12 protein-coding genes are annotated in these 14,130 nt (G+C 52.1%); 5 read left to right on the top strand and 7 right to left on the bottom strand.

From position 1 onward, the window contains the following. Nucleotides 1–124: 124 nt before the first annotated feature. From metX to KDM89_RS08945, 3 genes are read left to right on the top strand one after another with little or no spacing between them, the layout of a single operon-like run. Complete coding sequence (gene metX / locus KDM89_RS08955) at nucleotides 125–1,276, top strand: homoserine O-succinyltransferase MetX (RefSeq protein WP_212687601.1); 1,152 nt, start codon at nucleotides 125–127, stop codon at nucleotides 1,274–1,276. Further along, nucleotides 1,273–1,884: a methionine biosynthesis protein MetW gene (gene metW / locus KDM89_RS08950; protein ID WP_212687600.1), complete on the top strand. Its 612-nt coding sequence runs from the start codon at nucleotides 1,273–1,275 to the stop codon at nucleotides 1,882–1,884. The genes metX and metW overlap by 4 nt, the downstream gene beginning before the upstream one ends. A gap of 31 nt (nucleotides 1,885–1,915) precedes the next feature. Beyond that, nucleotides 1,916–2,809, top strand: coding sequence for a M48 family metallopeptidase (locus KDM89_RS08945; protein ID WP_212687599.1), 894 nt, complete (start codon nucleotides 1,916–1,918; stop codon nucleotides 2,807–2,809). Nucleotides 2,810–3,307: 498 nt separating this feature from the next. Here the strand turns inward: KDM89_RS08945 and KDM89_RS08940 are convergent, their stop codons facing one another. Further along, nucleotides 3,308–3,460, bottom strand: a complete 153-nt coding sequence (locus KDM89_RS08940; protein WP_212687598.1) for a hypothetical protein — start codon at nucleotides 3,458–3,460, stop codon at nucleotides 3,308–3,310. Here KDM89_RS08940 and KDM89_RS08935 point away from each other — a divergent pair. Together KDM89_RS08935 and KDM89_RS08930 are read left to right on the top strand one after the other, a co-directional pair. Further along, entirely contained in the window at nucleotides 3,459–5,831 is a 2,373-nt protein-coding gene (locus tag KDM89_RS08935) for a TonB-dependent receptor (RefSeq protein WP_212687597.1), read from the top strand. The genes KDM89_RS08940 and KDM89_RS08935 overlap by 2 nt on opposite strands. A 90-nt stretch (nucleotides 5,832–5,921) precedes the next feature. Continuing rightward, nucleotides 5,922–7,601, top strand: a complete 1,680-nt coding sequence (locus KDM89_RS08930; RefSeq protein ID WP_212687596.1) for a bifunctional metallophosphatase/5'-nucleotidase — start codon at nucleotides 5,922–5,924, stop codon at nucleotides 7,599–7,601. 201 nt (nucleotides 7,602–7,802) lie between these two features. On the opposite strand, the gene KDM89_RS08925 is transcribed toward KDM89_RS08930, so the two are convergent. The 6 genes from KDM89_RS08925 to gatC form a co-directional block, all read right to left on the bottom strand. Then, nucleotides 7,803–8,759: a hypothetical protein gene (locus KDM89_RS08925; protein ID WP_212687595.1), complete on the bottom strand. Its 957-nt coding sequence runs from the start codon at nucleotides 8,757–8,759 to the stop codon at nucleotides 7,803–7,805. A 311-nt stretch (nucleotides 8,760–9,070) separates the two neighbouring features. Next, on the bottom strand, nucleotides 9,071–9,847 hold the full coding sequence (locus KDM89_RS08920) for an exodeoxyribonuclease III (RefSeq protein ID WP_212687594.1): 777 nt from the start codon (nucleotides 9,845–9,847) through the stop codon (nucleotides 9,071–9,073). A gap of 89 nt (nucleotides 9,848–9,936) precedes the next feature. After that, nucleotides 9,937–10,602, bottom strand: coding sequence for an orotate phosphoribosyltransferase (gene pyrE / locus KDM89_RS08915; RefSeq protein ID WP_189356494.1), 666 nt, complete (start codon nucleotides 10,600–10,602; stop codon nucleotides 9,937–9,939). 12 nt (nucleotides 10,603–10,614) lie between these two features. Then, nucleotides 10,615–12,075, bottom strand: a complete 1,461-nt coding sequence (gatB, locus tag KDM89_RS08910; RefSeq protein WP_212687593.1) for an Asp-tRNA(Asn)/Glu-tRNA(Gln) amidotransferase subunit GatB — start codon at nucleotides 12,073–12,075, stop codon at nucleotides 10,615–10,617. A 67-nt stretch (nucleotides 12,076–12,142) separates the two neighbouring features. Beyond that, nucleotides 12,143–13,597 carry an Asp-tRNA(Asn)/Glu-tRNA(Gln) amidotransferase subunit GatA gene (gene gatA / locus KDM89_RS08905; RefSeq protein ID WP_212687592.1) on the bottom strand — a complete coding sequence of 485 codons (1,455 nt, stop codon included), beginning with the start codon at nucleotides 13,595–13,597 and terminating at the stop codon, nucleotides 12,143–12,145. Between the two features lie 17 nt (nucleotides 13,598–13,614). Next, nucleotides 13,615–13,917 carry an Asp-tRNA(Asn)/Glu-tRNA(Gln) amidotransferase subunit GatC gene (gene gatC / locus KDM89_RS08900; protein WP_212687591.1) on the bottom strand — a complete coding sequence of 101 codons (303 nt, stop codon included), beginning with the start codon at nucleotides 13,915–13,917 and terminating at the stop codon, nucleotides 13,615–13,617. Nucleotides 13,918–14,130 lie beyond the last annotated feature (213 nt).

Raw genomic sequence — 14,130 nt, 5'->3', positions numbered from 1 at the left:
GGTCACTCCGGAAAATAAATACGGCTAAAGCGAGCCTGAATGTCTCCTTTCCCCTCCATTCAGCCCCCCTTTTAGCCTTCCTTCAAATGTGTTTTTGACGGGTTTACACCCGGTGGAAGAGTATATGTCTGTGTCTTCTCAGTCTGTCGGCATCGTGACGCCACAAGCGTTCCATTTTGCCGAAGCTTTGCCTTTGAAAAGCGGTGCCAGCATTTCAGATTACACGCTGATGGTGGAAACCTATGGTGAACTGAATGCGGATAAATCGAATGCCGTGCTGATTTGCCATGCGCTGAATGCCTCACATCACGTTGCGGGTGTGTATGCGGATCAGCCGAAAAATGTGGGCTGGTGGGATAACATGGTGGGTCCTGGCAAACCGGTGGATACCAATCGCTTTTTTGTGATCGGGATTAATAACCTCGGTTCCTGTTTTGGCTCGACCGGGCCTATGCATACCAATCCGGCAGGTACGCAGCCTTACGGCGCTGATTTTCCTGTCGTAACTGTAGAAGACTGGGTGCAGGCACAAGCGCGGGTCGCTGACCGTTTCGGTATTCAGCAATTTGCAGCTGTCATGGGCGGCTCACTTGGCGGTATGCAGGCGCTGGCGTGGAGCATATTGTTTCCTGATCGTTTGCGTCACTGCATCGTGATTGCATCGACCCCGAAACTGTCTGCGCAGAATATTGCATTCAATGATGTCGCGCGTCAGGCGATTCTGACGGATCCGGATTTTCACGGTGGTCACTTTTATGCACATAAGGTTGTGCCGCGCCGTGGTTTGCGTGTGGCCCGTATGATTGGTCATATCACGTATTTGTCCGATGACGATATGGCAGAAAAATTCGGCCGTGATTTAAAAACCGGCAGCCTGCAATTTGGCTACGGCGTGGATTTTGAAATTGAATCTTATCTGCGTTATCAGGGCGATAAATTCTCGGATTATTTCGATGCGAATACCTATCTGCTGATTACCAAAGCCCTCGATTATTTTGACCCTGCGCGTGAAACCGGTGGTGATCTGGCAGCAGCGCTGGCGGTGACCAAAGCGAAATTCCTGATTGCTTCATTCACGACCGACTGGCGTTTTTCACCGGAGCGCAGTCGCGAAATTGTGCGCGCACTGGTCAGCAGCCGCCGTCCTGTGACTTACGCAGAAATTGATGCGCCGCATGGACACGATGCCTTCCTGCTCGATGACAGCCGTTACCTGAATTTAGTTGCCGCATATTACGACCGCATTGATGCGGAACTGAAGGGAGAATCCGCATGACCATTTCTGAACTGAATCAGTTACGCCCCGATCTGGCGTTTATTGCCGACTGGATTAAGCCGGGCGCACAAGTGCTGGACGTTGGTTGCGGCGATGGCGAAATGCTTGACTACCTGCAATCTGCCAAACAATGTCATGGTTACGGTATCGAAATTGCTGACGATAAAGTGCTGGCCTGTGCGCGACGTCAGGTCAGCGTGATCCAGCAGGATATTGATCAGGGGCTGGGTATGTTCACCGATAACAGCTTTGATACCGTACTCTGCCTGTCATCGCTGCAAATGATGAAGCATGTGGAAAACACGCTGCGTGAAATTGCCCGTGTTGGTCAGGAAGCGATCGTTTCGTTTCCAAATTTCGGTTACTGGCCGCATCGTACTGCATTGCTACGCGGACGGATGCCGGTCTCCAAGTCGCTGCCGTATCAGTGGTACGATACGCCGAATGTGCGCTGTGCCACGATTTATGATTTTGCTGATCTGGCACATGACGTCGGTCTGGAAGTACTGGAATGCGTAGCCTTGCATGAAGGCCGACCCGTCCGCATATTACCGAACTGGCGCGGCAGTCTGGCGGTGTTTCGTTTGCGCCGTCGCCAGCCGGTCTGAACATAGTCTGCTTAGAAATAAGGAAACAGGGATGAAGCTTTTTCGCACGGGTCTGAATACAGGTTTGCTGGCGCTGATGCTGGCCTGGCCAGCCGCATTTGCCCAGGATGGTGTACAGGTCGGACAAATGTCGCCATTGCGAAAAATTGTGCCGGCCGGTACCGGTGCGCTGGAACAGCAGGCAGCGGCTCAGTATGTGCAAACCCTGAATCAGGCGAAGCAGCAGGGAGCATTAGCGGCTGATAATGATCCGCAATTGCTGCGTCTGCGCGCGATTGCAAAGCGGATTATCCCTTTTGCGTTACCGTGGAACGCGCGCGCCAAAGACTGGAAATGGGAAGTCAATCTGCTCGGCTCTAAACAAGTCAATGCTTACTGTATGCCGGGTGGCAAGATCGCGTTTTACACCGGCATTCTGACCACGCTGCGCATGACGGATGATGAAATTGCGATGGTGATGGGCCATGAAATCGCCCATGCATTACGTGAACACGGCGCGGAACGTGCGGGCACAGCCACGATTGCGAATATCTTCGTCAGAGGTGCGGAAATTTTTGCCGCAGCCAAAGGCTATGATCCGAATATGGCTGGGCAAATTGCCGGTGGCGCTGCTAAGGTGACGATGCTGAAGTTCTCGCGCGATGATGAAACGGAAGCTGATATCGTTGGTCTCGATATTGCCGCACGTGCCGGATACGATCCGCGTGCCGGTATTGTGTTGTGGCAAAAAATGGGGATGGTGAATAAGAACGCGCCGCCGCAATGGTTATCGACGCACCCGTCGGGAGGCAGCCGGATTGAGGAAATCCGTCGCCATTTACCGGAAGTGATGCCTCTGTACGCGAAAGCAAAATCGGCACAGTTGTCTGCACTGCCGCCGTATCAGCCGAATGTGAAGGGTATTTCCCCTGTCACCTATCCTTAAAACAACCATTAAAATTGTTTATCAGATAATTTTTCTGAAAGACACAATCGTCCGGCATTTGAAAAAAAATGTCGGATTTTCTGACTTTTTGGTATTAATCCCCGAAAAAATCTTTTCACTCGCTGAAGTGAAATGTCTATAATCACGCCTTAATCAGCACTTAAAGTGTTGAAAAGTGAGTAATATTGCAAGATGTTGTGGCTTTGTGACAGTTTTGCGTGGTTTACACCACGCTGTCATGAAGCTTTCATATTTGGATGTAACACTCTGTAATATTAAAAAAAGTAATGTGATAGACTGATTTCACATACCTGAATACCCGATTTCCCGAATATTTGATGCCGGTTCTGTGCCGGATTATCTAAAAAATAAGACGAATCTGCTTTCGTCTCATTTTTTTGTACGAAAAGCAATCGTTTGCGCACTCTTCCCACGAGTGATGCGGTCAGTATAGCAATCGATTGCGCTGAGATGATCAGTGCACAGGGATAGCCAGCATCATGAGGGAAACATAGTTGTGCCTGCAGCTTTTTTATGACCAGCAATGGTCAGAACAATAAGTAATGGCGGAGACCTACCGGGACCTTTTGATCCCGGCGCAGCAAACCAGTTTGAAACAATTATTTTTGCAATCTGATCAGGAGCATTCATGAACTTCAAGAAAGCATCGGCAACGCCTTTCCGTCTGACGATGGTAGCGGTTGCATGCCAAATCGCTTGTCTGAGTATGTCCTCTGCTTACGCAGACGAGAAAGACAATCAGCCAACCGACTCTAAACAAGTCACCATTACCGGCAAAAAAGTCGGTATGGGTCTGATGGTGCAGGAAAACGCGCCAAAAGCACGCAGCACGATTACTGCGGAAGAACTGGCAAAACAGCGTCCTACAGGCAATGCCTATGAAGCGCTGGAACTGATGCCAGCAGTTAACAGCTATAACTATGACGCAACCGGCCTGTTTGGTGGTGGCTTGTCTCTGCGTGGCTTCAACAGCGACCAGATTGGCGCGACCATCAATGGTGTGCCAGTTAATGACTCCGGTAACTTTGCTGTATACCCACAAGAATTCGTTGATCAGGAAAACACCTGTACACAATTCGTGACTCAGGGTTCTACTGACGTTGACTCCCCGCAAATCGGTGCAACCGGCGGTAACTTCGGTATCACCACTTGCGATCCGTCCAAAGAAAAACGCTTCCGCGTGATGCAGACTCTGGGTGGTCTGAACCTGAAAAAAACTTACCTGCGTTACGACACAGGTCTGGTATTTGATAACAAATCCCGTTTCTTCATTTCCTATTCCAACGCACAAGCGGACAAATGGAAAGGCGCGGGTGGTGCACGCCGTGATCACGTAGACATGGGCTTCCGTACCGACTTCGACCGTTTCAACTCGGTTTCCGGTACCATCCTGTACAACCGTGCAATCAACCAGAACATCAGCACATTCAATCTGGCTGATCTGAACAAAAACGGTTACTACTACGATTACTCCCAGTCTTTCATCGGTCACGTAACACCGACTAAAGGTAAAGCGGACAATGATCCTAGCCAGGCAAATGCTGACTCCTTCTACAAACTGACACAAAATCCGTTTGAGAACGTGATTGCATCCACCATCATCAAAGCACGCTTTGGTGACAGCACCGATCTGAAAGTTGTTCCTTACTACTGGTATGGCTACGGTAACGGTGGCGTTCAGCAAAAACTGGTTTCTGAAGGTGCATTCCTGAACACAGCAACCGGTAAAAACACTGCCGGCGTGGATCTGAACGGTGACGGCGATACACTGGACAAAGTGATTGTTGCGAATGCAAGCGTCACACGTACAAACCGTCCTGGTGTAACAGCATCCCTGACACATCAGTTCGATAACCATCAGGTTCTGGTTGGTTTCTGGTACGAACGTGCAACCCACGAACAATTTGGTCCTATGGTCTCCGTTGATGCGAACGGCGAACCAAACGACATCTGGTTGAAAGCGGGCCGTATTCTGCGCCCTGATGGCACACCATACCAATCCCGTGACTGGAAAACCATTTCCACAGGCTACCAAGTGTTTGCACAAGACACCATCAGCCTGATGAATGACAAACTGTCGCTGAACTTTGGTGTACGTGCGCCGACGATGAAACGTGACTTCACCAACTTCGCAAACGAAGGCGGTACTGTTTCGTACAACATCAGCAAAAAGTACTCTGAAATCCTGCCACAACTGGGTGCGCGTTATCAGATCGATAACAACAACCAGGTATTCGCAAGTCTGGCGAAAAACATGAAGGCACCACCTAACTTCATCTACGCAACAACAGGTAACGTTGTGTTGGTGAACGGTGTGGCAACAATGCCAGTTGATGTTAAAGCAGAAACTTCTTACAACCTGGACATTGGTTACCGTCATCAGAGCGATCTGATCACAGGTCAGTTCACTGTGTATGCAGTAGACTTCCGTAACCGTCAGGCAACTGCATACGATCCGATTTCCAACACCAGCAGCCTGACCAGCGTTGGTAAAGTAAAAACCAACGGTTTTGAAATCGAACTGGGTAACACACCAGTCAACGGCTGGTCTTTCTACAGCTCTGTTGGTTACGCGAAGAGTGAAATTCAGGAAGATCTGCCAGTCAGCAAAACAGCTTCCTTGCCAACTGCTGGCAAAGAAATGACGCTGACACCGAAGTACAAAGCAGGTCTGAGCGCACAGTACGAAACCGGCGCATGGTATACCCGTGTTAAAGTCAAATACACAGGCAAACAATGGGCAACCATGACCAATGATGAACTGGTTCCGGCCTACACTCTGGTTGGTCTGGATGCAGGTTATCAGTTCCCTAACACTGGTTTCCTGAAAAAACCAACACTGCGTATGAGTATCAGCAATCTGACAGACCGTCAGTACCGCAATCCGTCCAGCTTCAACGTGACGAATGCATTGGCTTATCCAGGCGCAGGCGCGAAGAACGTGTTCTACTATCTGGGCGCACCACGCTTTGCATCCGTGACTTTCTCTGCTGATTTCTGATCAGTGTGAATATCACGTAAGTCAGTTGTACCTTATAAAGGTCTGCGATCCTCACCGGGTCGCAGGCCTTTTGTCTTTCAGGAAAACCGTATGAAACTTCGTCCTTTATTTCTGAGCCCGCTGCTGGCCGCTGCGCTGCAAATGGGCGTGACTGCCAGTGCGCTGGCTGAAACCTTACGCACCGTCACCATTTTCAGTATCAATGATTTTCACGGCAATCTGCAGGCCAGTCAGCCTGTGCCTTATCAGTTCCCGCGTGTGCAGGATGGTAAAACCGTCAACGGCGCTGCCGGTGGTTATGCCTATCTGGTGACCAAACTGAAAGAACGCCGCGCTGCCGTGGGTGACAGCATACTGGTCGGTGCCGGTGATTTAATGGGTGCATCGCCGATGGGTTCTGCATTGCTGAAGGACGAACCGGTGGTGGAAGCACTGAACCGGATACAACTGAACATTACCGCCGTCGGTAATCATGAATTTGATAACGGTACCGCTGACCTGATGCGCCGTATTCAGGGAACCTGCCCGGAAGCCGGTTGCGCATTTCAGGGATTCAAAGGTGCCAGCTACGCCTATCTGGGCGCAAATGTGATCGACAAATCGACCGGCAAACCGTGGCTGACACCGTATGTGGTGCGTCAGGTCGGTGATCTGAAAATCGGCTTTATCGGCGCAGTCACCTCGGACGTACCGAATCTGGTGGCAGGTGATGCCGTCAAAGCGCTGCGTTTTGATGATGAAGCCGAAACAATTAACCGCTATGTGCCGGAACTGAAAGCACAGGGAGTGGATGCGATTGTGGTGCTGATCCACGAAGGTGCGATGTTTAAAGGCCCGGAAAGCGATCCGACCTATCGCTGTGAAGGTTTGCAAGGCCCGATTATCAATATCGCCAATAAGATTGATCCGGCCGTCAGCCTGATTGTCTCCGGTCACTCACATCAGGGTTACACCTGCAAAATTGCAGACAAACTGGTGGTGCAGGGCCGCAGCTACGGCGCCTATCTGACCGAATCCACGCTGACGATTGATAAAGACAGCGGCAAAGTCATCAAAGCCGATGCGGTCAATCATCTGATCGATCAGCAAAACATCACACCGGATGCCGGGGCGCAAACACTGGTCGCAGAAGTGGCGCGTCTGACCGGCGACATGCGTTCCCGTCCCGTGATCAAACTCAGTAAACCCTTACTGCGCTTCAGTGAAGGCGATGCGTTTGACAGCACGCTCGGCAATCTGATTGCGGATTCCCAACTGCATTTTGCCGAACACATGGCCGATGCCGACATCGCATTCATGAATTCCGGCGGCATCCGCAATGACTTACCATCCGGCGCGCAGGGCAGCGATATTCAGGTGACCTTCGGTGATCTGTATGCAGTTCAGCCTTTCGGCAATGGTCTGGTGCGACTGAAAATGACTGGTCAGCAAATTCTGGATGTGTTGCAACAGCAATGGAAAAACCGTCCTGCCGGTGAAGTCAAAAAACTGTTTGTGTCGCAAGGCTTCAGCTACGTCTGGCAACGTAATCCGGCGGCCGGGCCGACACTGCGCGATGTGCAGCTGAACGGTAAAGCACTGGACCCTGAGCATACTTACACCGTGATCGTGAACAGCTTCCTTGCTGAAGGCGGTGATGGATTCACCGTATTCAAAAAAGCCGGTGACCGCGCCTTGCTGGGCCGTGATCTGGATGCGATGGAAAGCTATATCCGCGAACACAGCAAACAGATCGACAGCATCGCGACGGACCGCGTCCGCTATCAGTAAGCTGTCATTCGTCTTCTGAGATCGGAAAGCCTGTGCGCAGGCTGACGACGTAGTTCAGATGCCCGGAGAAATCCGGGCGTTTTTGTTTGTCCGGCACCACTCATTGTGCAGCTATCCGCATCCTTGATTTACGGACAGCCAGACTTTCTGCCGACGACCGCCGGATCGCTGTGCTGAAGTCCGCAAAATGGCGAATTTCAGTTACTTTGCTTTTTCCAGTTTTGAGTCGTTATTCGTCGGCCTGGAATTCAATTCACTCGACGGCAAAGGGTTTTTTTGATCCGTTATCTGTTTTCGTATAAGGGTGGAAATTCCTGTCGCATCAGCCTGACTCGTCGCTTTGGCGGCGGCTTCCAGGCCGGAAATAATGTTACACGCTGCATGGTAGTTCAATGCATCTGCGATAGCCGCGTTGACGGTATAGTCCAGCAATGACCTGCTTTGATAGCCAGATATTTGCGACAGGATACCTTCGCGCTGTTTGGAGATGCCACTGGAAATAACGGTGATAGTCAGATTATTGAAATAGGCTTCATTGTATGAATTCAGTATTCCCGTAGAAATGGTGCTGCCGGCAGCCAGAGTTTTTGCAGTGAGTGCATGAGGAACGACGGCTGCAGCGCCGGAAAACAGGGTTGCCAATCCTGTCCATCCCATCTGAGTTTGTGATTTGGAGGAGACTAACATCCTGAGATATGCACCGCATCGTTGGTTCGAAGCGTTGATGAGTCTTTCCTGTAGTTCGTTACGACGGTAACGATATAAATCATTTTTGAGTGTCTCAGCAGTCAGATCTTTTATTTGCGCTTGCTGGAGGTTGTACTCTGTCAGCAGACTATCCAGCTGAATTTCTTCAAACCCCTCAACGGAGACAGCATTGCCCGTTGTAGTTCTGGCTTGCATGATTGAACCGGCACCACTGAGTAAGTTGTCGTCATCGGGCATAGTTACTTTTCTGACCGAGGCACAGCCGCTCATGAGCAGTGCGGCTATTAAACTAATATAGCTGGCTAAAGAACACTTCATCGTAGGCTCCCCCGCAAGAATGACAAACAGAAGTTTTTTCAGCATAGATGCAAAGTATGCAAATGTGAAAAACGGATAGCAATAAAGTACAAAATGTCGCTTTTTTACGAAATAAAAAAGCAATGTAGCCATTGATCAATGATGGGGGCGGTCTGGCGAATATTTATCGAAGTTCGCTTCGGTTTACTCTTCGCTTGTGCAGCTATCCGCATCCGCGATTTACGGACAGCCAGACTTTCTGCCGACGACCGCCGGATCGCTGTGCTGAAGTCCGCAAAATGGGTGGTTTCGGGTGTTTTCCGGCCTTCGCAGGGCAAGTCTGAGCCTGAGCATGCAAGGGCTGGCTGAAAAGCAAAAGGCAGCAGGGGATGCCTGCTGCCTTTTGATGGCTTTTACGCCGCTGGAAGCACCGCAAACGCGGCGATTCTGGTGGCTGGGCCGGATTACGGCTGGTACTGAATAATCAGTGGCGAGTGGTCAGAGAAGCGTTCTTCTTTGTAGATGCTGGCCGCTTGCACCGTGGCGCCGATGCCCGGTGTAGCGACCTGATAATCGATACGCCACCCGACATTGTTGGCCCAGGCCTGACCACGGTTGCTCCACCAGGTATAGCATTCGGAGGTGGTGTCCGGATACAGGCGGCGGTAGGCATCGACCCAGCCCAGTTCGTCAAATACGCGTGTCATCCATGCGCGTTCTTCCGGCAGGAAACCGGAATTTTTCTGATTACTTTTCCAGTTTTTCAGATCGGCTTCTTTGTGCGCGATATTCCAGTCACCGCAAATCACCACTTCGCGGCCTTCCGCTTTCAGTGCGGCCAGATGCGGCAAAAACACATCCATGAAACGGAATTTGGCTTCCTGACGTTCCGGCGATGAAGAGCCGGACGGGCAGTACACCGAAATCACGGTCAGATTGCCAAAGTCGCAGCGCACATAACGGCCTTCGGCATCAAACTCGGGGCTGCCGAAACCGATCTGCACCGCATCCGGTTTTTGTTTGCTGTAGACGCCGGTGCCGGAATAGCCTTTTTTCTCCGCATAGTGAAACGCACCGTGGTAACCCTCGGGCTGCAGAAATTCCGGACTCATATCGGCTTCCTGCGCTTTCAGTTCCTGTACGCAGATGAAGTCAGCACCGGTGGATTGCATCCACGGAAAAAAACCTTTTTTAGCGGCAGAACGGATACCGTTCAGATTAGCGGAAATGATGATGGTCATGGGAATCCGGGAAGAAAACAGCGGAACCGTGTTTCCGGTTCCGCAGACAAATCAGCCGCCCTGCGGCGGCTGAGTGCATGAGGCAAGGTTCAGACTGCGCCGTATTTCTGGCGGTAAGCTGCCACCGCATCTTTATGTTGTGCCAGTTCTGCGCCACCGTTACCGGCGTTCAGGTACTCGAACAAGTCATTCAGATTGGCGATAGACACCACCGGCATCTGATAGGTATTGCTGACTTCCTGCACGGCAGAATGTGCGGACAGCGCATCATCTTTGCCTGAGCGTTCCATGCGGTCGAGTGCGATCAGCACGGCTGCCGGTGTGGCACCTGCAGCGCGGATCATATCGACCGATTCACGTACCGAAGTACCGGCAGAAATCACGTCATCAATAATCACAACGCGGCCTTCCAGCTTCGCGCCGACGATGGTGCCGCCTTCGCCGTGGTCTTTGGCTTCTTTGCGGTTGTATGCAAACGGTACGTTACGGCCGCGTGCCGCCAGTGCCACTGCGGTTGCGCTTGCCAGCGTGATGCCTTTGTAGGCCGGGCCGAACAGCATATCGAATTCCACGCCGGAAGCGATCAGGGTGTCAGCGTAAAACGCTGCCAGACGGCCCAGATTCGCGCCATCGTTGAACAGACCGGCGTTAAAGAAATACGGCGACAGACGGCCGGCTTTGGTCACAAATTCACCAAAGCGCAGAACACCGGCTTCCACCGAAAACTGAATAAATTCCTGACGTAAATTGCTCATAGAGACTCCTGATTAACCTGCGAGTTTTTTGCGCAGTAATTCATTCACCAGTGCCGGTGCCGCTTTACCTTTGGTGGCTTTCATTGCCTGACCGACCAGCGAGTTGAAGGCTTTTTCTTTACCGGAACGGAATTCATCCACGGATTGCTGGTTCGCTGCCATCACTTCATCAATGATCGCTTCCAGCGCGCCGGTATCGGTAATTTGCTTCAGGCCTTTGGATTCAATCACTTTGTCAGCCAGCGTTACGTCATCAGACGGTGCTTCCCACATCGCCGCAAATACTTCTTTCGCGATCTTGTTGGAAATCGTGCCATCGGTGATACGTTGCAGCAGCAATGCCAGCTGTGCGGCAGAGACCGGAATCGCGCTGATATCGGTACCTTCGCGGTTCAGTGTCGATGCCACGTCGCCCATCATGAAGTTCGCAGCCGGTTTAGCTTGCGCAGCACCTGCAGCCTGTACCACGGCTTCAAAGTAAGTCGCCATACCTTTGGATTGCGTCAGCACGGTTGCATCGTATTCCGGCAAGCCGAGTTGTTCGACAAAACGCGCACGCATTGCAGCTGGCAGTTCCGGCATGGTCTGACGGACTTTTTCAATCCAGTCGCTACCGATGCGCAGCGGCGGCAGATCCGGGTCAGGGAAGTAGCGGTAATCCTGCGAATCTTCTTTGCTGCGCATCGAGCGCGTGACTTTTTTGTCTGGATCGTACAGACGGGTTTCCTGTACCACAGTGCCGCCGTCTTCGATCAGTTCAATCTGACGACGCACTTCGTAGTTGATCGCTTCTTCAAGGAAACGGAAGGAGTTCAGGTTTTTGATTTCGGCACGGGTGCCGAATTCTTTCTGACCAACCGGACGCACGGACACGTTGGCGTCGCAGCGGAAGGAGCCTTCCTGCATATTGCCATCGCAGATATCCAGCCAGACCACCAGCGCATGCAGCGCTTTGGCGTAGGAAACCGCTTCAGCCGCGCTGCGCATCACCGGTTCGGTCACGATTTCCAGCAGCGGCGTACCGGCGCGATTCAGATCGATACCGGACATGCCCTGATAATCTTCATGCAGCGATTTACCGGCATCTTCTTCCAGATGTGCGCGGGTCAGCTGAATCTGACGGACTTCCGGTTTGCCGTCTTTTTCCACGATACAGGACACATAACCGCCCTGTACTACAGGAATTTCAAACTGGCTGATCTGATAGCCTTTCGGCAGATCCGGATAAAAATAGTTTTTACGCGCAAACACCGATTCCGGTGCGATATGCGCGCCAACGGCCAGACCGAACTGAATCGCTTTTTCGACTGCGCCTTTATTCATCACCGGCAATACGCCCGGCAATGCCAGATCCACTGGGCTGGCTTGTGTATTCGGTTCTGCACCGAAAGCAGTGGAAGAACCACTGAAAATTTTAGAACGGGTTTTGAGCTGTACGTGGGTCTCAAAACCGATAACGACTTCCCATTGCATAAGCTATCCTTGTTTCAGTGAGGGCGGGGCAGATTCACCCGCCGGGCCCGCCGCAGCGGGACACAGATTATTCCGGGCTGCGCAGATGCCAGTCAGTGACCTGCTGGTACTGATGCGCAATATTCAGCAGACGGGCTTCTTCAAAGTAATTGCCGATCAGTTGCAGACCCACAGGGCGGCGACTGTTTTTCTCACCCTGACCAAAGCCGCACGGTACCGACATGCCCGGCAAACCGGCCAGACTGGTGGACAGCGTGAAGATATCGGCCAGATAGTTAGCGACCGGATCATCCGATTTCGCACCCAGATCCCATGCCACGCTTGGTGCTACCGGGCCCATGATCACATCGCACTGCGTGAATGCAGCAGCGAAATCCTGTGCAATCAGACGGCGGATTTTCTGAGCCTGCAGGTAGTAAGCATCGTAATAACCGTGCGACAGTACATACGCGCCGGTCATGATGCGGCGCTTCACTTCATCGCCGAAACCTTCGGTGCGGCTCGCGGTGTACATATCGTTCAGATCGGTGTATTCCGCTGCACGGTGACCATAACGCACGCCGTCAAAACGGCTTAAGTTGGACGATGCTTCGGCCGGTGCAATCACGTAATACACAGGGATGGACAATTCGGTTTTCGGCAGGGAAATTTCCACGATGCTGGCGCCGAGTTTTTTGTATTCTTCCAGCGCGGCGTGAATAGCCTGTTTCACATCATCCGCCAGACCTTCGCCGAAGAACTCTTTCGGTACACCGATACGCAAGCCTTGCAGCGACTGGTTCAGCAGACGGTTGAAATCTTCCGGTTTGCGTTCCAGCGACGTGGAATCTTTTTCGTCGAAGCCAACCATTGCATTCAGCAACAGGCCGCAGTCTTCCGCAGTCTGTGCCATCGGGCCGCCCTGATCCAGCGACGATGCAAACGCGATCATGCCGTAACGGGACACGCTGCCGTAAGTCGGTTTAATACCGGTAATACCGCAGAATGCAGCTGGCTGGCGAATAGAACCGCCGGTATCAGTGCCGGTAGCAGCCGGTGTCAGGCGCGCAGCCACAGCGGCCGCAGAACCACCGGAAGAACCACCCGGTACTGCGCTCAGATCCCACGGGTTTTTGACCGCACCGAAGTAAGAGTTTTCATTGGCAGAACCCATTGCGAATTCGTCGCAGTTCAGCTTGCCCAGCGTCACCATACCGGCAGCGGCCAGTTTTTCCACAACAGTTGCGTCAAACGGGCTGGTGTAATTGCCGAGCATGCGCGAACCGGCTGTGGAACGCAGGCCACGGGTCACGAAAATGTCTTTGTGAGCGATAGGCACACCGGTCAGCACACCGGCATTACCGGCAGCCAGACGCGCATCGGCAGCAGCAGCCTGTGCCAGTGTCAGTTCAGGATCAACATGCAGAAACGCATTCAGATTGCTGGCGCTGATGCGGTCTAAGTACAGGCGCGCCAGTTCAGTGGCGGAAACTTGTTTGCTCTGCAGTAAGGCAGATAACTGCGCTAAGGTTTTTTGATGCATACGGTTCTCCATCCGGCTTATTCGATGACTTTCGGGACCAGATACAGGCCATCCTGCGTGGCAGGCGCGCATTGCTGGTAATCATCACGGCGATTGGTTTCAGTGACTTCATCTTCACGCAGACGCAGCGCCAGTTCCGGCAGCAGGGCGGCAATCGGGTGGCTTAGCGGTGCAACGCCGGTGGTATCAATCGCATTCAGTTGTTCTGCCAGCGCAAAAATACCATTCAGTTTGTCGAGGGTGGAGGCCGCCTCGCTGTCGGAAACTTTCAGCTTTGCCAGCTTGGCAATGCGGTTCACATCATTCAGTGTCAGAGACATATCAGTAGCGTGTAAACACGTTCAGGTTTATCAAGAAAAAGGAAGAGGACACCGCAGAATCAGGTCAGTCTGACAGACCCGATGACCGTCTGTCGGGGGCTCGCGCTGCAAGCCCGGGCAGTACCGTAAAAAAGAACGGCACAGACAGCATTTTTCGGTACAGGTGTCCGGTAAAATCAACAGGATTATAAGGTAGAATGACAGGTTAATGCC

The sequence above is a fragment of the Cognatundibacterium luofuense genome (assembly GCF_018139685.1).
In the GTDB taxonomy this organism is placed as follows: domain Bacteria; phylum Pseudomonadota; class Gammaproteobacteria; order Burkholderiales; family Burkholderiaceae_D; genus Undibacterium; species Undibacterium luofuense.
Note: the sequence above shows the minus strand (reverse complement) of the source record. Positions and strands in the feature narration are given on the sequence as shown.

Coding starts and splice junctions, on each gene's coding strand:
- gatC (WP_212687591.1), bottom strand. CDS start 13,917: ATGTCTCTGACACTGAATGATGTGAACCGCATTGCCAAGCTGGCAAAG.
- gatB (WP_212687593.1), bottom strand. CDS start 12,075: ATGCAATGGGAAGTCGTTATCGGTTTTGAGACCCACGTACAGCTCAAA.
- KDM89_RS08945 (WP_212687599.1), top strand. CDS start 1,916: ATGAAGCTTTTTCGCACGGGTCTGAATACAGGTTTGCTGGCGCTGATG.
- KDM89_RS08925 (WP_212687595.1), bottom strand. CDS start 8,759: ATGGCTACATTGCTTTTTTATTTCGTAAAAAAGCGACATTTTGTACTT.
- KDM89_RS08930 (WP_212687596.1), top strand. CDS start 5,922: ATGAAACTTCGTCCTTTATTTCTGAGCCCGCTGCTGGCCGCTGCGCTG.
- KDM89_RS08920 (WP_212687594.1), bottom strand. CDS start 9,847: ATGACCATCATCATTTCCGCTAATCTGAACGGTATCCGTTCTGCCGCT.
- KDM89_RS08935 (WP_212687597.1), top strand. CDS start 3,459: ATGAACTTCAAGAAAGCATCGGCAACGCCTTTCCGTCTGACGATGGTA.
- KDM89_RS08940 (WP_212687598.1), bottom strand. CDS start 3,460: ATGAATGCTCCTGATCAGATTGCAAAAATAATTGTTTCAAACTGGTTT.
- metX (WP_212687601.1), top strand. CDS start 125: ATGTCTGTGTCTTCTCAGTCTGTCGGCATCGTGACGCCACAAGCGTTC.
- metW (WP_212687600.1), top strand. CDS start 1,273: ATGACCATTTCTGAACTGAATCAGTTACGCCCCGATCTGGCGTTTATT.
- pyrE (WP_189356494.1), bottom strand. CDS start 10,602: ATGAGCAATTTACGTCAGGAATTTATTCAGTTTTCGGTGGAAGCCGGT.
- gatA (WP_212687592.1), bottom strand. CDS start 13,597: ATGCATCAAAAAACCTTAGCGCAGTTATCTGCCTTACTGCAGAGCAAA.